The following is a 24,069-nucleotide window of genomic DNA, read 5'->3' as shown; positions in this document are numbered from 1 at the left end:
CACCCCATCACTGCCTTAAGATCGGGATCTTTCACCGGCTACCGATCGGCCCGCGCCTACCGCAAGTGGCGCGGGCTCTCAGCAGGGGAAGCGGATGACCGATGTGTAGGTTGACCCTCGCTCTCGCCTTCTTGCTCACGTGTGGCACCGTGTCCGCAGCAGAGCATTGGTTTGCTCATGACGGCGACACGCTGTGGCATGACAAGAAACGAGTTCAGTTGCTTGGTATCGATGCCCCCGAACTTTCGCAGGCGTGTTTTGATGCCGCTGACAAGATCTGGCCCTGCGGCAGGTATGCGCGTGACCACATTCGCCATCTCATTGCCTCCGGGGATGTATCCTGCACCATCGAAGGCAAGGACCGCTATGACAACGAAGTCGGCGTCTGCTTCGTGGGAGGCATCGATCTGGGACGCGACCTGGTGAAACACGGATTGGCGGTGGTCGACAAACAAGCGCCTCGATACCTTGCCGAAGAACGCGAAGCCCGCATTGCCAAACGTAACTTGTGGGCAGGGAACTTTATGGATCCCGGCGAATATAGACGGGGTGGACGCCAATAGCTGCCCATCGCCCCAGTGCGCTGACATATACGCTCCTCCAAGGCACGGGCTATGGCCAAGGAGATCGGCGTCAAGGCGCAGATCGAGGAGATCACGACTCAGGTGAAGAGGCGCTCATTCTTATGGTTCGACTGTGAATTCGGTCCACATGCCAGCTCCATAGTGACCCGGCACGTTGCAGATAAGCAGGTATTTTCCAGCCTTCAGATCGACGGTCAATGTGCCTGATTTGCCGGGATCGAGTTCCGACACCTCGCCCTTATCTCCGGACTTGTCTTCGTCGACCCGGTTCTCGGCCTCAAGGTAAGGAAGCAGCTTGCCGGGCGCGGCAAGGTACATCACGATCATTTCGTGGATCGTGTCCTTGGAGTCATTGATCACTTCGAAGGTAACCTCGCCGGCCTTCACCGCACCCGGGGAAGCCTTGATCCCCATGGTCGCCTTGGCGAGATCAATGCCCGGCGCCGCATAAACGAGACCCATCGGCATCTCCGTACTCGCGCCCTTGTCCCACAGGGAGACCTGGACAATCGCAGCAGCCTTGACGGCGCCGGCACTGCCGGCCATGAGCATTGCGGCAGCAAGCCCGAGCACTGCTCTCCTCGATATGGATTTCATGACAATCTCCTCAGGACGGCAGCAGGAGCGCTCCAACATCCCAGCCACTATCCCTGCTCCCGGCTGACCCCCACCGTCCTTGCGCTAAATCAAAACACGCGCCGGCGCGGCATCACAAGGCCGAACGCCTACGCGACAAGCCTGTAAGAACCTGCATAGTAAGCGTGTTCGACAGGCCGCATTGGCGCACGGTGGTGACCACTAAGGACAGGGCGAAGGCTTTGGCCATTGCGAAGGAGATCGGGGAGAACTTCCAGAAACAGAATTCTGCTACCGCCGCTGACACAATCCTCAGGCAGACGGCTCCATCATTGCATGCGGGGTGAAAGTGCGATGATAATCGGATGGTCACTGAGCGTAATTTCGACCGAACGCACGTTGCTCAGTGTTCCGACAGGCTCAACGCCAATTGTTGGATCGTAGGTTCTTACCAACGCGCGCGTCTCGCCAAAATGGACCGTCACACGATCTTGACCGCTCAACCGTTCGCCCCACACAATAAGTTGGAACGTGCCGTCGCTGTGCTGGAGAAGTAGATCGTGAACGGTCTCGGGTTGGCCTGCGATCGTGAAGTCGAGTTGGCCGGGTTTGGCGAGGGTACCTTTGTCCGCCAAAATCGTCGTAAGGTTGTGAAGGTAGATCGCGGCCAAGCGGCGTGAATAATCAGCCTTATAGAAGCCGAAAGATTGGTTGCCGTCTTCGTCGGTACGGTCCCGCAACAGATAGACCGATGTATAGGCGTAGCCGCGCTTATACTGCGCGAGGTACAAGCTCATCAAATTCAAGCCGTGCATTTGCTCCGTGACCGGACCTCCGATCGTGGTCCCGGTCTCGGTCGTGACACGCGGCAGCGTATTGAGTTGCTCCTGGGTGTAACCCCGAAACCCTCTCGCCCACGTGACGCCGAAGTTGCCGAAAAGCCCGTCCACTTTGGATGCCGCGGTTGGATCAGCAGCGTGCCACGTCTTGTTGTCCGCTGGATACGGCGAATGTGAGTGATAGATGTAGTTGTGCACATTGGCGTAGTCGGCATACGTTGTGCCGTCCGGCATCTTGGTTCGGGCGCCGGGTGGGATCGTAAGGAACTGAAGGCCAACGTTGTCTCGCTGCGCGCCGGGTTCGGAGATCGACCAGACAGGATACGTCGCAAGCACCGGATCACTTTTGACAGCCTGGTAAAGATCGCGCTGAAGCTTTGCGACCGCCATCCATGAAGGCTCCCCACCGCCGCCTTTCTCGCCCAGATAGGTGACACCCCAGTTGTTCGGCTCGTTGTCGCCCTCGAACGCGAGTAGCGCGCCAGCTTCAGCAAGCACCTTACCTGTTTCGACCAACCTCTTCACATCAGTCCCACCACTGACCAATCCCCAACTCAGGCGCACGCCGGTTTCGCGATGTAGATCTAGAAAGGTTTGGATGGTTGTGGGGCCCTTGTCGCTCAGACCTTCTATTCCCGCCCTTACCCATCGAAAGCCGCAATAGCGAACCATTTCGACAGTCCTAGCCAAAGGCTGGCCTCGATCGGGGAATGTGGTAACGACGCCGATGCTATTGAGAAAGTCGTTCGTCGCAACGGCGGTTTTGGGCGCTGCAAATGAATGGCGAGGTGATATGGACACCACAGCCAGTGCCACCCATGCGCCGACGAGGGAGCGAAGCATTTTGGAAGGGGTGATCATCATCGCCTGGGACTCCAACCCTCTCTAACCCACATCTCGCCATGGCGCATCGCCCGCCTTGGCGAGCGATCAATTCGCGGCCGCATACTCGGAAACCTAAGACTATTTCATCACACGGGGCCAACCTAGACCAGACCATATGAGGACAGGCAAATAGCGACCGAGACGACGTGCGATCAGTTAGCAATGGCTGTCGCCCCGACAAACGGCCTGACAACGGCGTTTGATATGTGGCCGGTGCCTTGCACAGCGCCATGCCCCCCCTAGCTCCAGCGATGGTTGTGGAGGCCGCGACTGCCCGATATAGAGGTCACGCCTTTTGAGGGAATACTCCGCCACGTCGGCTAAGCCACACGGCTGAGCCTCTTCAAATGCCTTACTTGTTTTTCGAATGCCGCAAACCCTATCGTTCTCATTTGCGAGGGGTGCGCGCCATGCTCCATGTCCCGCTTTCAGAAAGAAACGCCACAGCGCCCGTGGTGGCGGACGTGTCGATCATCATCCCGACATTCAACGAACGGGACAACGTGGAGCAACTCCTTGATCTGATAGAGACGGCATTGCCCGACATCGAGTGGGAAGCCGTCTTCGTCGACGACGATTCAACTGATGGAACCGCAGACTTGGTAAGGCGCATCTGCCGAACGGATTCGCGTGTCCGGGTGGTTCAGCGGCTCGGACGCCGTGGTCTGTCATCGGCCGTTGTGGAAGGTATTTTGAGCACGTCGGCGCCATATGTGGCCGTCATCGACGCCGACCTTCAGCATGACGAGCGCTTGTTGGGACCGATGCTGGAGGCCCTCGAGGCCGAGAGGTGTGACCTCGTGGTAGGCTCGCGCTACTTGCGTGAGGGTGACATGGGCGAATGGGCAGAATCGCGGCAAGCCGTCAGCCGCATCGCCACGACCCTGTCGCAGGTGATCCTCAAGATCCCGCTGACCGACCCGATGAGCGGCTTCTTCATGATACGGCGAGATGCGTTCGACCGCGCCGTTCGCAATCTATCGAACCAAGGGTACAAGATTCTTCTAGATATCGTCGCCTCGTCCCCAACGCCACCGCGGACGACAGAGCTACCCTATATGTTTCGCGAACGGCAGCACGGCGAAAGCAAACTCGACGCGCTGGTCGTCCTCGAATACGTCAACCTTCTGCTCGACAAGCTCGTCGGACGCTGGGTTCCCGTGAGATTTGTGATGTTTGCCGCCATCGGGGGGCTCGGCGTCGTGGTGCACATGGCGACGCTCTCGACGCTGATGTTGACCGGCGGCACGACGTTCCTGTGGGCTCAGTCAATCGCCACGATCATCGCGATGACGTTCAATTTCTTCGTCAACAATACTCTTACCTATCGAGACAAGCAGTTGAAGGGCATTAGCCCCCTCCTGCTCGGCCTCCTCAGCTTCTATCTGGTCTGTTCAGTGGGGGCGGTCGCAAACGTTGGCATCGCCCAGGTCATTTTCACCAGGGATAACAGTTGGTGGCTCGCCGGCATGGCCGGCATCCTCGTCGGGGCTGTGTGGAACTATGCTCTGAGCTCGATCTTTACGTGGAGGACGAAGTAGGCGGTCGGCACCAAGCTCATCTAAATGCCGCTGGGACCAGCCCCGATCTGACGTGCACGGCCCAGGCCTCTATCACTTCCGACACTACTCGAGATAGTCGGTCCGCCCAAAAGCGCTTCGACAGCTAGAGCATAATCCCGAAAAGTGGAATCCGGTTTTCGGAAAAGATCATGCTCGAACAAAAGACAGGGCCCCATCCCGATGCCCTGGTTGTCGAAGTCGGAATTGACGGCGATGGTGCACCGGGTGCTTGTCGGGGAACTGCACGTCGAACAGATATTCGTTGCGCTCATGGGCCGACGGCGCAGCGCTTTCGCCCGCAATCGCCGAGTCTCGCCGAAATTGACCGAGAACTGCGTTTCCTTGCCCTCTTCCGAGCGGGCGACGATGCGAGCACGGCATGCTTGCCGGCGAGCTTTTCCAAGCCCCTGGCCGACATCGAAGGCGACGAACCGCAGGCGCTCGAGCGGATGTGCAGGAACGAGCCGGTGTCGTCCTGCATCACCTCGACCTTGGCGTCGGAGGGCGCTGCAACATGGGTCGGGTCGGACGGCAAAACACGCGACTCGGCCGTTTCGCCTTGTTTTTCCGCGAGCGGACAGACGCGGCTCACCCGCACAATCCCGAAGCACACTCCGCCCGGTCTCTTTGCTGCACGTTGCAGCTCCATACGTCATAATACTGGCCCTGATGGGACAGTTTGTAGTTCCGTTGGAAGAGGCTCCGGACCGTATCGTCAAAAAGTGGTTGGCCGTAGCCAGATCCATCGAACTCGCCACCGCTCCGCGCCAGGATCCAGCGCGGCACGCCGCAATTCTCGAATAGCGGATAAATGACCGCGACCGTCAGTCCGGCACCACGCTGGTCGGCATAGTTGACATAGTCGAAGCGAGCGACCTGCCCCAGGAATGCCTTCTGGACCCGATAATACTCGTCACGAGAGTCGCCCGGGCCAAGCCCATGGCCCATTTCGGCACCCGGAAACGTTAGAAAGAACCCGCGCAATTCGGCGAGCTTCGCTCGCTCTTCGGGCGCCGCAAGGACCCGCTTGCCCATTTGCAGCCAGCTGTATGCCCAAATCGGCAGCACACAAACCAAGAGGACACTCAAGATCGCCCACTGAAGGTGCGTGGCGTGCATACGCTTCTGCCGGGCAGTGCCCCCCCAAAGACGAGCAGTCAGGTAGAGAGACAGCGGGGCAAACGGCATCATGTACGGTGGTCCGCCGCCCGGCTTGCTAGACAACAAGGCCACCAGAGCCATCGATACCACCAGGGAGATGGCCATCACACGGCCTTGAAACGAACTCTGGGTGCGGAAAAGAAGCGCTGCCGGCGGGGCAAGCAACAAACATCCGTAGAGACAGGATTGAAATATTGCGAGGGCATCCACGCCTTGCATCGGCATCATGAGGATATTCCGAAGGTAATTCTGGAAGTCGACAGACGGGATCAAGAACGGAAGGCCGATTGCCACCAACATCAATGCGCCGCCAGCCGCGACTGCAGCGGCGAGGCGCATCGACCATGTCGACGCCACCAACGCGGCGAGCGCGATCGGGATGAGATAGATCGCTCCGAACAATTTCAGGTTCACCGCCAAGCCGGCGAGAAGCCCAAGCCACATGAGGCAGGTCTCCGGCCTGATGCGATCGTACAGCAGGAGGCCGAGCGCAACGAGCGCGATAAGCATCGCGTCGGGCCGGTTCCAGAACCAGTAGTGGAGCTGGAATGCGAGGAGGACGACCATCAATGCGCACGTCGTCAACGCATACGAGGCCGACACATGACGACGAACAGTCAGATAAAGCAGACACAAGGCAGCCAGCGCGAAGAGAATGCCGACGAGCTTCGACATCAGGATGCTGGGGTGCCAGGCCATGGCAACTGCCTGGACGATGAACACGTAGGGACCATAGTTGCTGCCGACGATGGCATGACCGCCACGCCAGTCGGAGTAGACAGTCCCCCCATTCAGCAGATTGCCACCGAGCAGCGGCATGACGGGTTCGCCGTAGTCGGCGAAGTTGGGCGAGGCGAGGTAGAGGGCGAAGTGGGCTAGCGCCAACCCGATTGGCACCGCCGGGAATAGATACCAGACCCGCCTCGACCGCTGCGAGTCGTCAGCCCATTCGGCCCCGTCAGCCGGCATCGGCGATTGCCAATACACCAAGCCAAGGACGACAATGGCAATAAGGTAGGAAAATCCCCTGTAGAGCCAATAGAGTGAGGAAAGCTGCTGGACCATCAGTCCATCCCCCCGTGATCGCGGATCAGACTATTTTGCCGTCGCGTATTTCTCACTGAGATAACGGGCGAGGCGACCAAGATGCGCCGCATCCCGAAAACGCGACAGATCGAGAAATTCCGAGAACAGTTCGATCTTGCCGCCGGTGGCTTCGATCAGCCGCTGCCTAACGCTTTCGCCGCCGATACAGACGGGGCGTAGCAGCAGGCCGCTTGCAGGGCCAATATGCGCTAGCGCTAATACAATGACAATCCCAGCCAGGCTCTTCCGACGACATGCCTTGAGCCCGCTCCTGGCACTGTCGAAATCGACAATCGCGGATTTGTGAAGGTTCGGGTCGATGTCACGTGCAGGTCGTCAATGAGCCTTGCTTGATCAATTTCGGCCACTCTGGACCGAGCGTGGTCCTAGCATCGACACCATTGGCGCCAGCCAGGTCACTAGCCTTGAACATCTTTATGGCGAAAGCTTGGGAATGGTGACCCGAATAGATCGTTGGCCCGGGATGATAGGTGGTTGTCGCATTCAGCATTCCGCCGTTGATAGTGCCCATTGTCGTGGACGTCCCCGGCATCTGCGTAGTAGTGACCGTGTTTTGAGCTGCAGCATCGTAGATGATGTATTTGTCGAACCCGGATTTGATCGTCTCAATGGCGGCTTCTCTGACGGCGACTTTCTCGGCGCCTACACCACCACAAACAGGCGCTGCACGGGCGGTCACGATGGCGGTATTACCTGACGTCTGAACAACGCTGGTCCCTGCGCACCCGGAAGCGATGAACGCAGTACTACAAAGTGCAAATACGACCTTCACGAATTTCCCCCTCTTGCCGAGCACACCCAATACGCTTTCTAGCCCCTAGCGGCCACTCGCTAATCACAATGCTTGTGAAAATATTCAGCCGACCGGATCTGAAAACAGATGCGCACGCCTTTTCATTGTTTGAGCACCTTGCCATCCTCCGCAACTCTTGGGGGTCTGGCTGAGCCAGATGGTATAGCTGAAATGTGCGACGCCCCGCGCCTGTTTATTGCGTGCCAGGCTTCTTATGGTCCAATCGTAGTAGATTGGCGCGCGAGAACGTTACGGACGTTAACCTGCCACCGCGCATTTCGCGCTATGCGCACGCCGCGATTGTTCAAGGCGATTGCCAAGCCAGACTGGTAAGGCGAGATACCTCGTTGATGTCACTCCATCCAGCGGCTCAGGCGAACCCGCCTTGTCCTGCGCGTGAGGTGCCGGCTTTGCGAACTCGTTGTTTGAGCGTTCGAGCCTAAGTTCAATGACGGCGGCGTGGGTGCGGCTGGCGTCGTCGGCTCCAGGGCAGCAACATTCCTCCCGTACTGCGCCTCGAGGTCGCGCCAGGTCGATTCCGGCCAACGGTCGGCACCGATGATCCAGGCTGCGGCGCGGGCATAGACACGGCAGTCGAGAGCTTCGTTGCGTTCGCGAAGCTTCTGCCATTCCAGGCGTGAGAAGCCGCGCCTGGTGCGCACCGTGACCAGCTGCTCAGCGACGAACTGCTTGCACCACTCGCTGTCCACCCAGGAGGGGAGATGGACAGTTCCTGGCGCGTGTCTGGCCCCAGCCTCCAGCTCCTCGTCTGTGGGCCGGGGCAGGCGAAGGAAGCGATAGGTCTCGGCCTTGAAGGTGGAGCCAGCGACGGTCCACAGCTTTGCACCGCGCCGCAGGCGCTTGCCGTGCGAGGTCGCATCAACAAAGGTGGGGCCAGTGACGGGGCTTGCCCGATTGAAGTTTTCGACGCCCTTGACCGGAGCGACATGGGCCGAGCCCGCTCTGCGCGCCCAGGCATAGACGGCCGGCGCCTCGTAGCCGGTGTCGATCGCTAGCCGCAAGATCCGCATCGTCTTGCCGGACGCGCTTTGCCAGCTGCGGCCGAGCACCTCGTCGAGCGCCTTCCAGCAGGCTTCGTCTCCGGGGCCTCCGTCCAGCACGACATGTTCGACCAGCCAGCTTTCCAGACCGCGGCCCCATGCCCAGACGTCGACCTCAATGCGGTCCTTCTGGATGTCGGCGCCGGCGGTGAGGAACAGGCCACCGGCAGGAACGCTGCCTGCTTGCCATTGCTCGCGCCGGTCATGCAGGCGCTGCCAATCCGGCGCCTCGCCGGTCTCGACCCAGGTCTCGCCGAGAACGGTGTTGCGAAAGGCTTTAAGCGACTCGTCCGACCCTTGGGCCGCCTCGAAGGCGCGAGCGATCGCTTGCCACGAGAGCCAGCCGGCCGGTGAATAGAGAGCCGAAAGGTGGAAGCCTGCCGTGGCAGGATCGGCTGCAGTTGCGCTCGCACGCCATTCCCCTTCCTGCAGCATGGCAGTCTTGCTGTGCTCGCCGATCGTGACGTCACACGCCTCGCAGTGATAACAGGCGGTCTCGGGCTTGCCCTTGTCCCAGCGCAGCCGCTCGAACTTCAGCCACTGCATGACGCCGCATTCGGGGCAGGGGATATGGTAGCGGCGCTGGTCGGACGCCTCATACTCCCGCTCGATGCGCGATAGTCCGCGAATGGTTGGGGTCGAGGCCAAAAACACCTTCCTGCGATGCGAGAAGGTCAGCGAGCGTGCTTCTGCAAGGGTAACAGGATCGCCCTCGTCGTCGGCGGAGGCGGGATAGGCATCGACCTCGTCGAGGAAGATATAGCGCGCCGGCGTCGAGCGCAGACCGACTGCCGAGTTCGCACCGGTCATGATCAGGATGCCACCGTTGAACTCCTTCGACAGCATCGTGTTGCCGGCATCGCGCGAGCGGGCCGGCTTCACCCGGTCGCGCAGGGCAGGGCTCTCCTCGATCAGCGGATCGATGCGATGACGCGAGTTGCGCTTGGCAAGCTCGACTGTCGGCTGCACGGCCAGCATCGGTCCCGGCGCCTCGTGGATGATGAAGCCGATCCAGTTGTTGCCGGCCTCCGTTGCGCCGACCTGGGCGGCCTTCATGAACACGACCCGCTGCACCGGAGAGCCGGGCGACAAGGCGTCCATGATCTCGCGCATGTATGGCGTGCGGCTGGTTCGGTAGCGGCCGGGCTCGGCGGAAGCTCTTGCCGCCAGCATGCGGTGCCGGTCGGCCCATCCCGATACCGTCATGAACGGGTCTGGGCGCCGGCCCTCGCGCCAGGAGGACTTCAGTTCATCAACGCCTTCGAAGTGGAACAGGCCTTCTTCCAGAACCTCATCGGAAGTCAGTGCGGACATCGGCCAGTTCCCCCAGATGAGCTCTCACCTGGCTCTCGAGAAGCTGGTGCATGACGGCGGCATCGACGCCCAGTTCGGCCGAAAGGATCGCCGCGACGCGTCCGGGCCAGTTCACCCAGGCGTCGCGTTCCTCCCGCGCCAGCCGGAACAGCAGGGTCTTGGCGCGATCGAGCGAAACAAGCTCGCCCTTCAGCTTCTGAAGCTTCAGCCGGCGCTCCTGCGCCTTCAACACCTCGTTGGCTGTCTTTGCCTGCAGGAAAGTGGTCGAGCCTCCCACGACGGGCGCCGAAAGCCCCTGTTCGCGCAACGTCTCGCCAACGGCCGACAGCGCCTCCTCGGGCACGGCCTTCAGTTTGGTCCGGGGCAGGGAGCGCCTCTGCTTTGAAGGATCGGTCAGAGCTGCCCGGCGCGCGTCGGACTCTGCTCGATTAATCGAGCCATCCTCAAACAGCACCAGCCGACCGGCAATCCTGGCCTTCTGTATGGCGCCGCGGGAGACTCCGGCATGGGCGGCATACTGGCGCTCGCTCATCCCCTGCATGGTGGCCTCTCTTGCTTATGCCTGGCCAAACGAAGGTCAGGCCGCGGATCGGCCGCAATGAACGTCGGCGACGTCGAGACCAGTGCCCTCAAGAATCGCCTTGCCGCCCGTGAAGTTCTGCCATCTCTCTACCGCGACATCGCAGTAGCGAGGATCGAGCTCCATCGCGAAGCAGGAACGGCCGGTGGTCTCGGCGGCAATGATGGTGGTGCCGCTGCCGGAGAAGGGCTCATAGACCGACGAACCCTTGGCGCTGTTGTTCAGCATCGGCCGCCTCATGCATTCGACCGGCTTCTGCGTCCCGTGGACCGTGGCGTCGTCTTCACCCTGGTCGCCGTTGCCGATCATCCAGATGGTGGTCTGGTCGCGCGCTCCCTGCCAGTGCCCGGTCGCCCCCTCCCTGACCGCGTACCAGCACGGCTCATGCTGCCAGTGATAATGGCCACGGCTCAGCACCAGGCGGGGCTTGGCCCAGATGATCTGGGAGCGGATGCCGAAGCCGGAAGCAACCAGGCTGTCGGCCACCGTCGAGGCATGAACACCGGCATGCCAGACATAAGCCACATCACCGGGAAACAGCGACCATGCCTCGCGCCAGTCCGCACGGTCATCGTTGGCGACCTTGCCGGTGCGGCTGGTGGTCGACACGCCAGCTTCCTTCCGCCAGGAAGGATCATAGTTCACCCCGAACGGTGGATCGGTGATCATGAGATGCGGCACGGCACCCGAGAGCAGCCGTTCCACATCCCCAGCGACCGTCGCATCGCCGCACAGCAGACGGTGCCTTCCAAGCACCCATAGGTCGCCGGGGCGGGTGACCGGATCGACCGGAGGTTCAGGAATCTCATCCTCACCCGCAGCGCCTTCGGTCTCGTCGCGAAGCTCGCCTATCAGCCGGTCGAGTTCCGCCTCGTCGAGCCCGGTGAGGCTCAAGTCGAAGCCGTCGCCATTCAGCGCGTGAAGCTCCTGAGAGAGCAGGGCATCATCCCACCCGCCCAGTTCCGTCAGCTTGTTGTCGGCAATGCGGTAAGCCCGCCGCTGCGCTTCGCTCAGATGATCGAGGATGATCACCGGCACCTCTGGCAGGCCCAGTTCCCCCGCAGCCAGGATGCGGCCATGCCCGGCGATCACCTCGCCTTCGGCGGACACCAGCACCGGCACCGTCCAGCCGAACTCCGCCATGCTGCCTGCGATCTTAGCCACCTGATCCGGCGCATGCGTCTTGGCGTTCCCGGCATACGGCCTCAGCCGCTCGATCGGCTAGTGCTCGATGGCTTCCGGTGCGAACTGGACAGGCATGCGGTCTCCTCGAAGATGATGTGGCTTCCGGACCCTCTGCTGGATCCTGCGGTAGACTCCATCTGGATCCGGACTGGACCCCGGAGTCCAACAGAGGCCAGCGGCAGTTTCAACTCTGTACGCTTGATCAAAGGCTTACGCGGACGGGCTGTAGACTGGACTCCGGGTCGCTTCCCAAAAAAATATGCCTGACGCTGGCGATCCTCAGCGCTGCGCCCCCCTGCATGGCTTCACCGCCCCGGAAGGACCCGTTGCGTCCCTCAGGTTGCCCCGCCCTTGTCAATAAAGAGAGTCTAGCAGAGACGCCAACCATTTGGAATCATGACATTGTTTCGCGCCAGTTCCTTTGTTTGCGCAGGTTTTCGCTCGCAGTTCCAGGCAGGCGACAAACAGTGCTGATCGCGCCATCCGGCCGACACCTTCAAGAGCAAACCGCCATGTCCAGGATTTTCCCCAACCAGACATGAATGGACCCACAGCGGAAAATCAGGCGGATCGACTCCTCCTCGGGATGTAAATACAATTTGCCGCAGTGAGAGCACCCCTCTGCGATGTCCGAAGAACGCGTTCAACGCCGCCTTGCTGCCATTCTGGCCATCTATAGCCGCCTCACGGAGCGCGACGAGGTAGGTACCTTGGCTACGCTCAAATCTCGGCGTCGAGAGATCCTTCAGCCAATGATCTCCAAACATCACGGTCGCATCATCAAACTGATCGGAGATGGCGCGCTAATAGAGTTCGGAAGCGCAGTCAACGCCGTAGACTGCGCTGTCGAATTGCAGAAAGCTATGGATATCGCGAATGCAGATGTGGCCGGGGACCGACGCATTGTATTGCGTGCAGGAATTAATCTCGGCGATGTGATGGTGGAGGGTAGCGATCTCTACGGCGAGGGAGTCAACGTCGCGGCTCGGCTCGAGAGTCTGTCGGAGCCCGGGGGATTGTGCATCTCGGGAAGTGTCTTCGAGCAGATCAACGGCAAGCTGCCACATTCATTCGTTTCGTTGGGCCCGCAGACTCTCAAAAACATCGATCGACCGATCCAAATCTATCGGCTCGCGGGCAAGGATGGAGCCGCAGCGGTAGTCTCCGCCATTGAACTTTCTCTTCCCGTCAAGCCGTCAATAGTCGTCCTCCCCTTTGTGAATATGAGTGCTGACGCCGAGCAGGCGTATTTCGTCGATGGATTGACGGAGGATCTGATTACGGACCTCTCCAAAGTGCCTGAGCTCTTCGTCATCGCCCGGAACTCGTCCTTTGCCTATAAGGGCAGATCGGTAGACACCCGCCAGATCGCTCGCGAACTGGGGGTGAAATATGTACTGGAGGGTAGCGCCCGACGGGTGGCGGACCGTGTGCGGATCAATGCCCAGCTCATCGATGCACCCGCCGGTGGGCACATCTGGGCGGATCGCTTCGACCGGGACCTTGCCGATATCTTCGCGGCACAAGACGAAGTCGTCGGAAAGATTGTGGAGGGGCTCGCCGGCAAGTTGGCCGCGGCAAACCTGAAGGAACGTTATCGGCCAACGAACCTGGGGGCCTATGATCTCTATCTACGGGGGCGGGCTGAATGGGCACACTCCACGGAGGCGGGCGTTGCGGCCATTCCCTTGTTCGAGCGGGCCATCGCGCTCGATCCCAACTACGCGGATGCCTATCGCTGGTTGGCGATCAGTCAGTGCGAGGCCTGGGTCTTTAGGAACTATCCGATGAATCCCCTTCGTCAACAGTCTATGGCGTCGGCAAGAAAGGCGATTGAACTCGATCCCGAAAATTCTGGCACGCATTGGGTGCTCGCGTTCATACTTCTCCTTGAGCGCCAATGGGATGAGTCTGCCAAAGAGTACGAGATTTCGCTGCGGCTCAACCCGAACGATGCCGATGCTTGGGCAAACTTCGGGGACCTGAAGACCTATGAAGGTCGCGGAGTAGAGGCCATTGCCTGCATAGAGAAGGCATTGCGCCTGAATCCGCGCCCGCCGAGCTGGTATTTCTGGTTACTCGGAGGTGCCCAATCCGCTGCCGGTAGGTATGAGGAAGCAGTGAAGACTCTGAGGAATGATGCAACATATCGAACCGAATCCAGGGTTAATTTGGTGTCGATCCTGGCGCGGCTCGGCAGGTTAGAGGAAGCGCGTGAAGAGGCCACGACGGGCCGGAAGCGGAATAGCGGCTTCCGGCGCGCAAGAAGCGATTGCGGACATTCAATGCTCGCCCTCCCCGAGTTCTGACGGACGAACATCGGCAACGTCTTGACCCTCGACGCCGGCATCGCCGCCTTCAACCCGCTGTGCGCCTGTCCAATCCCGAACGCGTCCCGACTGGCTCCTCAGGCGCGTAAAAGACTGACGTCGTGAGCAGGACAGCGGCAGCGAGGACCCAGTAGTACCAGGCGTCGAACCCGGAGAATTTGAAGGCAAACGGGGCGATGACAAACACCACGCCGACGGCGCGATCGACCCACAGGTGAAGCCAGTAGGGAATGATGCGGACGAGCCCGGTGGGATGATCGGTCAGGGCGGCCAAGAGTAACGCCGCGACACCGGCAACAACCGAGAGCCACATTGCGCCTGGTCCGTTCTGGCCGAGCTTCAGCACGAACGGCGCTGCGATCAAGACGATCGCGACGGGATAATCGATTAGGTAGGCGTGGATAGACTTGGTGATGAAGCGGAACGACATCGGTGACTCCTACGTCCTTGGTTGCTCGATACGGCGCACGCCACTATTGGCGGCCACGGCCTCGCTCTGGTTATGAGTGAGGTCAGGACGATCTGGCAAGATCGACGCAATGAATGCGAACCAGAGGCATAGTCTTTCGGATGATCTGCATCATTCAAGCCTGTTTCGCTTGACAGACGATCGACGAACATGTCGTTTTGAACGAAGACGAGCAGGGAGGCGCCGCGCGCCCATGGACGTTCTAAGCGACATTTTCGAGACGCTGTCGCTCCGGGGCAGCTTTTACTTCCGCACGGAATTCTCAGCCCCCTGGGCCGTCGCGGTACCCGCCTTCGCACGCGCGGCACGCTTTCACCTCGTGATCGAGGGACGGTGCCATATCCGGTTGGCCTCAGGCGCAGACATCGTCCTCAACACCGGCGACCTGTTGATGATCCCGCACGGACAGGCACACGTCCTGGCAGACGCGCCGGGCCGCGACGCACCGCCCCTCGAGACGGTCCTGGAGCAGGCCGGATACAACGGGGAGGGTGTACTGGTTTGTAGCGGGGGCGACCCCTCCGCCACGACCCGAATGGTCTGCGGACACTTCAACTTCATCGAGAAGGCTGACCATCCTCTGATTCAGGCGTTCCCGGAATACTTTCTGATTACGCCGGTCACGCGCGCCAAGAATCCCTGGCTCGATGAAATGCTGCGCTTGATCGTGCGCCGCGTGTTTTCGGAGGGGCCTGGCGCGATCGCGACGATCCTCAGGCTGTCAGAGATCATCTTTATCGAGACGATCCGCGCGAGTGGTGAGCAGTCGCCAGCGTTGAGGCAGATTCTGTCCGCATTCCAGGATCCGCAGATCGGCAAGGCGATTCAAACGATCCATCGGCGCAGCGAGCAGAATTGGACTGTCGCCTCGCTTGCCCTGGAGGTCGGAATGTCGCGAACGCAGTTCGCCGAACGTTTCAAGGAGATGATCGGCGACGGTCCGTTGGGCTATCTGACGAATTGGCGCCTGCAGCGGGCACAGGCTCTGCTAACCCAGTCCCGGCTCAGCGTTCGAGAGGTAGCACGGCGCAGCGGCTACGCGTCCGCTGCCGCTTTCACCCGCGCCTTCCGGCAAAAGTTCGGCGAGCCGCCAACGGCGCAGCGCGAGGCTCGGGTCGCGACAAGGGCCGGATCAGAATAGTTGGCCCTCACCGATCGGGCAGGACAGGTCTTCACTGTTAATCGGCATGGGGTCCGGGCGCCGATCGGCGCGAGTAAGTCACTGGATTCACGGGAATCTAAGGGCTCACAGTGCTGAGCTGGTTCAAAGCCAATCGCGGCCCTGACCTCGACCTGAATTTTGGCGATTACCTGCGGCAGATTCTTGCCCGGCAGACTGAAGATGTTGCGAGCAGCCTCCAATGCGATCTAGTCTGGGTCGTTCACCATGCCTTCCTGATTGAGCCGCCGGGCGATCTTCGGGGCCGCGTTGTCTCGCCGCGCCCGGAACGTCGAATAAGCCCAGCCGCCGCACTCTCACTAAGCGTGAAAGCGCCTTCTGCTTCCCATGTCCTCGTTGCTTGCCTAGTGTAAATGTTAATCGAGGAGAGAGGAACCGCCCTCTCTTCCCAAGAGTCCTCACGGACGGACGCGGATAACCGTCTTCCCCGTGCGTCGCTCCGTCGAGTTGAAGGTCGCAACAGCGTCGTCGAGGGTCGAGACCTTGCCGATATTCGTCCGCAGTCGTCCATCCCGGATCCGCTGAACTATCTCAAAAAGCTGGGCTCGATCAGCCTCGACGACGAAGTCAACCGTCAGGCCATCTGCAGGTCGAATATCCGTTGGTCCGACGACGGTCACAAGCGTTCCGCCGGCCCGGACCAGCGTTGCGGACCGTTTCTGGATATCGCCGCCGATGACATCGAGCACCAGATCGACTGCGCCGACGTCTTCCAGGGTGTCGTTCCCGAGGTCGACGAATTCATTTGCGCCGAAGTCGAGCGCCTTCTGGCGGTCAGCGGCGCGTCCGGTGCCGATGACATAGGCTCCGGCCTCCCTTGCAAGCTGCGCCACCATCGAACCGACGGCACCGGCCGCGCCATGCGCGAGAACGCTCTGCCCCGCCTGAAGGCGGCCATGCTGGAACAGCCCCTGCCACGCGGTCAGGCCCGAGATCGGCAGGCTCGCGCCGACCGTAAAGTCGACATCGCCCGGCAGCGGCGTGAGGTTGCGTGCCTCCATGGCTACATACTCCGCGAGCGTGCCGTCGCGATGCCAATCCGCAAGGCCGAACACCCGCTGCCCGACCGACAGCCCCGTCGTGCCGTAACCCAGTGCGGTGACCACTCCGGCCAGCTCATGGCCGAGGATCGACGGCGTCCGGTCACGGAAGGCTCGATCGGCCCAGGTCGAAGGCCAATCCAGTTCGGTGTTGACGAATCCCGCTGCATGAACCTGTACGACGACGTCGTTTATTGCCGCCTGCGGCTCCGGCCGCTCCACCAGCTTCATCCCGGCCGTTCCTGCAGCCTGGTCCGTCACTACGATCGCTTTCATGGGAATTGTCTCCTCAGTGATTTGTTGGTTCAAGGTAAATTGCAAGCGTGGAAGGTCTTTTCGATCTCTCACGCAGTTAGCTATCGGCTCGACGCCTTCCGCGACGACCTTGATGTCGAATTGCTGCGTGATGCCGACGAGACATCTGGCGGGCGCTTCATAGTCAGAAGCTCCGTCACTTCATGCAGATCATCTGCCGATGAGATGGCAATCGTCAGCCATTTTCCGTCGATGTATATTTTGGCTTCATCGTAGAGCTTGACCAATTGCGATCGCCAGACATAACGCCGCTTCTCAAACTTCTCTCGTTCCGCCCCGCCCATGACCACCACGGCCGAAAGTCGCCGGTATTCCGGCACCAACGTGGTGAACGCCTTGGTTTTCTTGTAGCGCAAGGACCAACCGCGGTTCTTGCCACCGTAGAGCCAGTCTGGCGTAAAAACTCCAGGGTAGGATTCATCGATCCAGTTCCGCAGCTCAGCCCAGTGCTCGAACGCCTCTGGCCCGATCCATTCGCGGACGGCGCCGTCATCGGGTGGTGCTGATTTGTCGGTGATCCTTTCGCCGATTTGGGGAAGCGTATTAGCAGGTAAAATCATCAGAAAGACCTCTTGTTCACGGTCCGGCGGAGGCCGGAGGGTTATGATGCGGGCTTGCGGAGCTTGCAGCGCGCCCTCAGAAAACTGCTAGCGTGACGCTCCCAAGAGCAGGGCGGACATCGCGATACGATCTGCCGGTGCTTGCGAGTACTGCGGGCCAAGTACCGAGGCCCTGAAGCTCTCGCACGGCCGTCAGATCGATCGCCGCCAAGGCCTTCCCCCTCGCCAATTCGGCTTTGTCCCGGTCGAGGAACGCAGTGGCCTGCAGGGGGAGAAATTGCACGGTCTTCAGTCCAATCGAGCCAAATGCCAGCGTCAGATACGGCGTGAGAAAATCGGGTTGGTTGGCTCGCTCGCCGGAAAAGACGCCACCGGAAGCGACGCCGATAAACACCGGACGGTCCCGAAGCATTCCCACCTTACCGGCGGGCGTCGACTTCATCGTGCGACCGACGCGCAAGATCTGGTCGATCCACGCTTTGAGGACCGAGGGAATGGTGAAGTTGTGCATGGGTGTTCCGATGACGATCACATCGGCCGCTTCGACTTCCTGGATAAGCGCCTCGGAACAATCCAGAGCGCCCTTCGGCGGGGCCGCCAAGGTAGCAGGCGACGACAGCGCAACCGCGTAGTCAGCCAAGGTGTGGGGCAACGGATCGGCCCCCAAATCGCGCCGAGTAATGCTCGCCCCGGGCGCAACCTCGAAGAGCCTTTCGACGATCGCCGCCGAAAGCTGGCGGCTATGCGATTCTTGTCGCGGACTAACATCAATATGGAGGATATTCATGTGATTGTTCCTATGGCTTTACGAGGTTGCGACAGAACCGAGCTCAGATCGAGCCGGCCGGCGCAACGGCGGGAAAGTCCTTCTCGTGATCGAACACGTTGTTGAAGAAGTTCGTCAGCGAGTACATGGCCACAAGCGCGACGATCTCGATGATGTTCGCATCGGTGTAGTCAACTTCGCGGACAGCTTTCAGATCGGCGTCACTGACGTGCCCTCGGGTCTCGATGACCTTGCGCGCAAACTGGACGGCCGCGTCTCGCTTCGGGTCCTTGGCATGACCCTTTCGGGCCAGAATGATGTCATCGGCCGGCAGCTTGGCCATATGTTCGGCCGTGAAGCTGTGAACCGTTAGGCAATAGTTGCAACCGTTCACTTCGGAGACGGCGAGGCCGATGCTGTCGCGTGTCTTCACGTCCAGCGCTTTGCTCAGGGATCCGAGCAGGGTGGCCCAGGAGTTGAACGCGATCGGGCTCTGCGCGAAAGCTGCCATCATATTTGGGGTGAACCCGATGTTCCTGGTGAACGCATCGAGAGTCGGTTTGGATTCGGCCGGCACCTGTTCCGGCTTGAGAGCGGCAGTTCTTGCCATCATAGTCTCCATAAGATCCTGAGTTGATTAGTGATTATGCAAAGTCCAGGACATCAGCCACCGGCATGCGCGGCTTCTGCGGCCAGTTGCCAACTCGCTCCGGCCCGACGGTCAACAGCATGACCGGCACTTCGCCTTCGGCCAGATCGAACTCGCTGTGCACCGCCTCGGCGTCGAAACCGATCATCGGCGTCGAACCCAGGCCGAGTGAGCGGGCCGCGTAGATGATCGCTGCGGCGCCAAAGGTCGCGGAGCGCACGGCTTCGTCGCGCTGGCGCTGCGGCTGGTTGTCATACAGACCGCGAGCGGGGATTTCCCATTCCGGCACCAGGTGCGCCGGCATGATGCCGGCTTCCACCACGGGCGCCAGACGGTCGGGGACGGTGCTGGCATCGGCCAGTTGGCCAATGATGATGAAGGTCACCGCGGCATCGGTGATCGCGGGCTGATTCCAGGCGATCGGACGCAGCCGTGCTTTGGCTTCAGGCGAGCGTACGGCGATGAAGCGCCAGTTCTGCAGGTGGAAGGATGTCGGCGCGGACGTGCCGATACGCACCAGGTCGCGGATCTGGTCGTCGCTCAGCGTGGCAGTAGGGTCGTAATACTTGGCGGCACTTCGGCTCAGAATGGTTTCGATGACGGCGTTCGTCGCGAAAGCGTTTTCGCTCGTCCCGGTCTTCTCGAAGATTTCGGCGGCTACGCGGGTTGCGGGTCCGGTGGTGGCGAGGCTGATGCAGTTCATTGGATGGCTCCGTTATCAAGTGATTACGGAGCCTAATTTACGAGGACGAGTGATAATTTCGAGACTGGATCAGCTCAATATGATGCGTGAAAGGATCAAACTGGCGCGTGTCCCTGGCCGCGCGTTTTACTCGCCCTTGTGCGCCAGTCGCCGCCACTCCCCCGGCGTAATCCCTATCCTTTCGGTGAAGACATGCCGGAATGCCGAAACGGATTGATACCCAACGGTCTCGGCCACAGCTTCCGTGCTAATCGCCGGTTTTCTGAGCTCGTTGGCGGCCAGACTCATACGCAGATCAGTCAAGAAGTCGAGGGCAGAGCGACCCAACTTGTCCTGAAACTGGCGCATGAAAGTGGCACGTGACATGCCGCACAAATCGGCCAGTTCGGGCAGTTTCCAAGGCCGTGCCGGATTGGCGAACATCGCGGCCATGGCTGGAGCAAGGCGCGGATGGCCGGCCAAGGCCAACAAGCCTTCGGGAGCTTTCCCGGATTGGCTCGCCGCGCGCAGTACCAGTGTGAACAGGGCCGAAGAAAGCGCGTTGAGAATGGCCCGTCCTCCGGCTCTGTCCCCGGCGGACTCCATTCGCATCAGCCTCACCAGACTGGCCAGTTGGTTGGAGGCGGAGCCGATGTCTTCTTCCGTATGGCCGCCTATTGCCCGCGCCACCAGATTTGTGGGCAGGTAGTTGCGGATCAGCCGATCATGGGGCGGCGCGATAGAAAATCGCCCACACAGCAGATCCAGTTGCTCACCCTGGCCGTCGTTCTCGCTCAGCATCCATCCGGCAGAGCCCACGCTTTCGTGCGTTCGGATTGGTGTTTGCCCGCTACCGTCGTGCAGTACATGCGCCGCGCCGTGAGGCAGCAGCACAATATCTCCGCTCACCAGCTCCCGCGCCGTTTTCGACTCCGGATCCTCGAAAATGGCCCGGCCCTTAATTATGACGTGGTAGGGAATTTCGTTCGCGGCAGCCTTGCTCCAGGCAAGGCGCCACGGTGCGCCGTAGGCGCAGCGGACCTCGAGCTGGCCGGTAACGGTGATGATTTGCAGGAGATGACTAAGCCAGTCCACTTCAGACATTGGACCTCGAAAACCGGAAATGGTGAAACATCTTAACGTATTTGTGCATTGGTTCTACTCGTCGCCCACGTTTCTAAACCCGGCTCCGTACCGGATCTAGATCGTGAGCGAGCCAGCGAGCGCCATGATCGGAACAGGTGCCTGTATCAGACACCGCCATAAAGTTCGGCTATTGGGAGCGGTCGGCACGTTGATAGGCCGCCGCTCCGCGCATCGACAGCTTTCAGGAAATCGCCGAGGTGACTTGAATGACCGAAATGGGGCGGTGGGTTCAATCGTTCGTCGCAACACCTTTAATCTGGGATGATGAGGAGGTGTGTGATGATGACGTCGCGAATCTGGTTTACTTCAGCGCAGAAGACGTCCCTCCTTTATAGCCCGCAGCATCGATGCGCGGCTGTCCCACTGTCTAGGGCGCGGGACAGTGGGACAGCTTGTCGTCGTGACGGATCAGCTGCTGGTCTTCCTTCGGGTGTGTTCTTAAGCCGGAAAGCAAGCGCGAGTGCTATACAACTCGCCCCGGCAAAGCTTGTGAACGTGCCGATCAGCCAGACCAGCGCCAGAAAGCGTTGCGTGAGCGCGTCCGGAACGGGCCGAGAGAGTAGCCATGTCATGGCAAAAACGCCCCCCTTGCCATGCCGCCTAATCTGGCAAGCCCGCCAGACGCCAGCCATTAACAAAGAGCTGCGCAGTGCTCATATCTCTAAAGGGCGAGTTCGCCGCCGTCTCACCGATCCTCCAATTTGGATTACCCGCAAGATAAAGACGGGCTTCCTCCCGTGCCTCAGGCACGCGGCCGGCAAGGGCAAGAGCACCGATCAGGTTCTCCCTTGAACCGGTCCCATATGTTTCCTCCCGGCTCAAGGTCGCAACAGCTTCTTCGTAATGGCCGGCGGCAAATTGCGCCATTCCCAGAATCCAAAGATACCCATGGTGTGGGCGGGGATTTAGACGAAGTACCTCGGCACAAGCTGTCAAGGCGTCCTGCGGTTTACCTAAGTAGATGAGAAGCTCAGCCTTCCATATACCAGCATTTACATTGTTAGGATTGAGTCGAATTGCGATATCAAATAGCGTTATTGCTTCATCCCAGTTGCGCTCATAGAGTTGAACATAGCCCAGGGCGCTACGAGCGCCTGAATCATTGGGGTCGATTTCCACGGCTCGTTGCGCGTGTACCAAAGCATTTCCGCGATCGGGTATCTGTGATTCCCACCAAACAACCCAGCCAAACAACAGCGCAAGGGCAAGATTGCTGTGCCCTTCACAATAGTTTGGATCAAGCGCAACGGCACGTTCCAAAGCTGAGCGCGCCTCGCCGTTGGCATTTTTGGACAAAGTCCATTTTTCCCGTGATCGGACACAGAGATCATAGGCTTCGAGATTTGACGGCCTGGAACGGGCAGAAATATTGTTCGCACCAATCTTGCCGGAAATCGCCTCAACAACACGGCGCGTGACCTCGTCCTGAACTTCAAAGATGTCGGCGATTTCGCGGTCGAAGCGCTCGGCCCAGATGTGATTGCCGCCTTCCGCCGCATTGATTAGCTGCACATTGACGCGCAACCGCTTGTCGGATCGTCGGGCGCTGCCCTCGAGAACATATTTGACGCCCAGATCGCGAGCGATCTGACGGACGTCGGTGGGCTTGCCCTTGTAAGCGAAGGTAGAGTTGCGGGCGATGACGAAGAAGCCGGACACATTCGACAGATCGGTGATGATGTCCTCCGTCAGCCCGTCGGTGAAAAATTCCTGCTCGGCATCGCCACTCATGTTGACGAAGGGCAGCACGGCAATCGAAGGCTTGTCCGGCAGCGCGAGCGGCTGCGAAAGCTTGTCCAGCACAAGGTGCTCAGCCGGTGCCGCGGGCTTGACCTTGGTGGGAACGCCGACCCGTAGCGAGTAAACCCGGACCGGCTCGGCGATGTTCTTGAGCTGGACCTCACCGCGATCGTTGATCGCGATATCGAGCCTTGACTTTACCTGCCAATAGGCTTGCTCGGAAAGACAGATATTGCCAGGTTCGCAGATGCCTTCCAGGCGTGCGGCGATATTGACGCCATCGCCCATCAGGTCGCCATCGCGTTCTTGCACGACGTCGCCCAAGTGAATGCCGATCCGGAACTCGATGCGGCGATCATCCGGCACCCCGGCATTGCGCTCAAGCATGGCGTTCTGCACTTCGATCGCGCAGCGCACTGCTTCCACCACGCTGCTGAACTCGACGAGGCTCCCGTCGCCTGTGCGCTTGACGACGCGACCACGATGAACTAGAGCGGGATGAATCTAGGTTGGGGCATAGCCTGCTTCGATAAAGTAATTTCTGCATTCGATTGAAGTTACGGTGCCGAGGATTTGGCCGATGGCGTCACAGAGGGTTTCGACGGTACGCTTGGCAGCCTTGCGCAGCCAATGCTTGAGCTTTGCAAAGAGCTTCTCGATCGGGTTGAGGTCGGGCGAGTATTTCGGCAGCAAGAACAGCCTGGCGCCGGCCGCGCGGATGGCGCGGCGCACGGCCTTGCCCTTGTGCGAACCGAGATTGTCCATGATGACGATGTCGCCGGGTTCGAGGGTGGGAACCAGAACCTTGTCGACATAGAGCTGGAAACGCTCACCGTTGATCGGTCCGTCGATGAGCCATGGTGCATCGACGCGATCATGGCGTAGCGCCGCCAGGAAGGTCATAGTCTTCCAATGGCCGTGCGGCACCTTGGCTTTGATCCTTTGGCCGCGTGGCGCCCATCCCCTGAGCGGCGCCATGTTGGTCTTGGTCCATGTCTCGTCGATGAACACCAGGCGGGAAGCATCGATGCGGTCCTGATACTTGGCCCACTGTGCCCGCCGGTGCGCTACATCCGGGCGATCCTGTTCAGCCGCGATCAGCGTCTTTTTTTGTGACTGAGCTTCTCGGCGTGGACGAACTCCCACACCGACCGGTAATCCACCTTCAGGCCGCGCTCGCCAAGTTCGCCCACAAGACCGCGCAGTGTGAAATCAGCAGCCCGGCAGCGCACCAGCAGCCAGTCCCGATGCTCTCCGGCAATCTTCTTTGGCCTGTGCCCACCCATCTTGCCGGGCGCAAGGCTGCTCGTCTCGCGCAAGCGGCTTACCCAGCGGATGACGGTGCTGATCCCAACCTCAAAGCGCACTGCAGCCTGCCGCCGCGACAGGCCCTCCCGCTCAACCGACGCAACAACCCGTTCGCGAAGATCCATCGAATAAGGCTTGCCCATCCTGGCTGGCCTCCTTGCCCAGCAAGAAGGTTGAATCAGATTTGCTCGCCTAAGGGAATCCGTCGTCGATTCAGCCCCAACTCATCCCGCTCTA

At 60.2% G+C, this 24,069-nt stretch carries 20 protein-coding genes; 4 read left to right on the top strand and 16 right to left on the bottom strand.

Annotated elements, in window-relative coordinates; translation table 11 throughout:
- Positions 1-149: 149 nt before the first annotated feature.
- Positions 150-563 carry a thermonuclease family protein gene (locus tag AC0ZT5_RS33380; protein ID WP_488499909.1) on the top strand — a complete coding sequence of 138 codons (414 nt, stop codon included), beginning with the start codon at positions 150-152 and terminating at the stop codon, positions 561-563.
- 120 nt (positions 564-683) lie between these two features.
- Here AC0ZT5_RS33380 and AC0ZT5_RS33375 read toward each other — a convergent pair whose 3' ends face one another.
- Both AC0ZT5_RS33375 and AC0ZT5_RS33370 read right to left on the bottom strand, forming a co-directional pair.
- Positions 684-1,181, bottom strand: coding sequence for a sulfocyanin-like copper-binding protein (locus AC0ZT5_RS33375; protein ID WP_488499908.1), 498 nt, complete (start codon positions 1,179-1,181; stop codon positions 684-686).
- Positions 1,182-1,489: 308 nt separating this feature from the next.
- Entirely contained in the window at positions 1,490-2,863 is a 1,374-nt protein-coding gene (locus tag AC0ZT5_RS33370) for a glycosyl hydrolase (protein WP_488499907.1), read from the bottom strand.
- Positions 2,864-3,294: 431 nt separating this feature from the next.
- Here AC0ZT5_RS33370 and AC0ZT5_RS33365 point away from each other — a divergent pair, with 431 nt between their 5' ends.
- Positions 3,295-4,425: a glycosyltransferase family 2 protein gene (locus AC0ZT5_RS33365; RefSeq protein WP_488499906.1), complete on the top strand. Its 1,131-nt coding sequence runs from the start codon at positions 3,295-3,297 to the stop codon at positions 4,423-4,425.
- Between the two features lie 609 nt (positions 4,426-5,034).
- On the opposite strand, the gene AC0ZT5_RS33360 is transcribed toward AC0ZT5_RS33365, so the two are convergent.
- The 5 genes from AC0ZT5_RS33360 to AC0ZT5_RS33340 form a co-directional block, all read right to left on the bottom strand.
- Entirely contained in the window at positions 5,035-6,672 is a 1,638-nt protein-coding gene (locus AC0ZT5_RS33360; protein WP_488499905.1) for a hypothetical protein, read from the bottom strand.
- A 343-nt stretch (positions 6,673-7,015) separates the two neighbouring features.
- A complete protein-coding gene (locus AC0ZT5_RS33355; protein WP_488499904.1) occupies positions 7,016-7,486 on the bottom strand; it encodes a hypothetical protein in 471 nt (156 codons plus the stop codon).
- Between the two features lie 374 nt (positions 7,487-7,860).
- A complete protein-coding gene (locus AC0ZT5_RS33350; RefSeq protein ID WP_488499903.1) occupies positions 7,861-9,882 on the bottom strand; it encodes a phage terminase large subunit family protein in 2,022 nt (673 codons plus the stop codon).
- Complete coding sequence (locus AC0ZT5_RS33345) at positions 9,860-10,423, bottom strand: hypothetical protein (RefSeq protein WP_488499902.1); 564 nt, start codon at positions 10,421-10,423, stop codon at positions 9,860-9,862. Before AC0ZT5_RS33345 ends, AC0ZT5_RS33350 begins: the two co-directional genes overlap by 23 nt.
- 36 nt (positions 10,424-10,459) lie before the next feature.
- A complete protein-coding gene (locus tag AC0ZT5_RS33340; RefSeq protein WP_488499932.1) occupies positions 10,460-11,671 on the bottom strand; it encodes a site-specific DNA-methyltransferase in 1,212 nt (403 codons plus the stop codon).
- 602 nt (positions 11,672-12,273) lie between these two features.
- Here AC0ZT5_RS33340 and AC0ZT5_RS33335 point away from each other — a divergent pair.
- Positions 12,274-13,956 carry an adenylate/guanylate cyclase domain-containing protein gene (locus tag AC0ZT5_RS33335; protein ID WP_488499901.1) on the top strand — a complete coding sequence of 561 codons (1,683 nt, stop codon included), beginning with the start codon at positions 12,274-12,276 and terminating at the stop codon, positions 13,954-13,956.
- Between the two features lie 49 nt (positions 13,957-14,005).
- On the opposite strand, the gene AC0ZT5_RS33330 is transcribed toward AC0ZT5_RS33335, so the two are convergent.
- Positions 14,006-14,407 (bottom strand): SPW repeat domain-containing protein, encoded by a 402-nt coding sequence (locus tag AC0ZT5_RS33330; RefSeq protein WP_488499900.1) that lies wholly within the window; start codon positions 14,405-14,407, stop codon positions 14,006-14,008.
- A gap of 232 nt (positions 14,408-14,639) precedes the next feature.
- Here AC0ZT5_RS33330 and AC0ZT5_RS33325 point away from each other — a divergent pair, with 232 nt between their 5' ends.
- A complete protein-coding gene (locus tag AC0ZT5_RS33325) occupies positions 14,640-15,587 on the top strand; it encodes an AraC family transcriptional regulator (protein WP_488499899.1) in 948 nt (315 codons plus the stop codon).
- Positions 15,588-16,024: 437 nt separating this feature from the next.
- Here AC0ZT5_RS33325 and AC0ZT5_RS33320 read toward each other — a convergent pair whose 3' ends face one another.
- From AC0ZT5_RS33320 to AC0ZT5_RS33285, 8 genes are all read right to left on the bottom strand, one after another.
- Complete coding sequence (locus AC0ZT5_RS33320) at positions 16,025-16,942, bottom strand: NADP-dependent oxidoreductase (RefSeq protein WP_488499898.1); 918 nt, start codon at positions 16,940-16,942, stop codon at positions 16,025-16,027.
- Between the two features lie 80 nt (positions 16,943-17,022).
- Positions 17,023-17,541 carry a DUF3788 domain-containing protein gene (locus tag AC0ZT5_RS33315; protein WP_488499897.1) on the bottom strand — a complete coding sequence of 173 codons (519 nt, stop codon included), beginning with the start codon at positions 17,539-17,541 and terminating at the stop codon, positions 17,023-17,025.
- A gap of 76 nt (positions 17,542-17,617) precedes the next feature.
- Positions 17,618-18,328 (bottom strand): FMN-dependent NADH-azoreductase, encoded by a 711-nt coding sequence (locus AC0ZT5_RS33310; RefSeq protein ID WP_488499896.1) that lies wholly within the window; start codon positions 18,326-18,328, stop codon positions 17,618-17,620.
- 43 nt (positions 18,329-18,371) lie between these two features.
- On the bottom strand, positions 18,372-18,917 hold the full coding sequence (locus tag AC0ZT5_RS33305; RefSeq protein ID WP_488499895.1) for a carboxymuconolactone decarboxylase family protein: 546 nt from the start codon (positions 18,915-18,917) through the stop codon (positions 18,372-18,374).
- Positions 18,918-18,951: 34 nt separating this feature from the next.
- Positions 18,952-19,659, bottom strand: coding sequence for a nitroreductase family protein (locus tag AC0ZT5_RS33300; RefSeq protein ID WP_488499894.1), 708 nt, complete (start codon positions 19,657-19,659; stop codon positions 18,952-18,954).
- A 126-nt stretch (positions 19,660-19,785) separates the two neighbouring features.
- Positions 19,786-20,742, bottom strand: a complete 957-nt coding sequence (locus tag AC0ZT5_RS33295) for an AraC family transcriptional regulator (protein WP_488499893.1) — start codon at positions 20,740-20,742, stop codon at positions 19,786-19,788.
- A 642-nt stretch (positions 20,743-21,384) separates the two neighbouring features.
- The gene (locus AC0ZT5_RS33290; protein WP_488499892.1) at positions 21,385-22,953 is read right to left on the bottom strand and encodes an adenylate/guanylate cyclase domain-containing protein; all 1,569 of its coding nucleotides are present in this window, start codon (positions 22,951-22,953) and stop codon (positions 21,385-21,387) included.
- A gap of 75 nt (positions 22,954-23,028) precedes the next feature.
- Positions 23,029-23,975, bottom strand: a protein-coding gene (locus AC0ZT5_RS33285; protein ID WP_488499891.1) for an IS630 family transposase whose coding sequence is annotated in 2 segments (ribosomal slippage) — positions 23,029-23,634 and positions 23,637-23,975 — 945 coding nt in all. Because the reading frame shifts where the segments join, the coding sequence is not laid out codon by codon here.
- Between the last annotated feature and the right edge of the window lie 94 nt (positions 23,976-24,069).

This window comes from Mesorhizobium sp. CNPSo 4670, from assembly GCF_057784235.1.
Note: the sequence above shows the minus strand (reverse complement) of the source record. Positions and strands in the feature narration are given on the sequence as shown.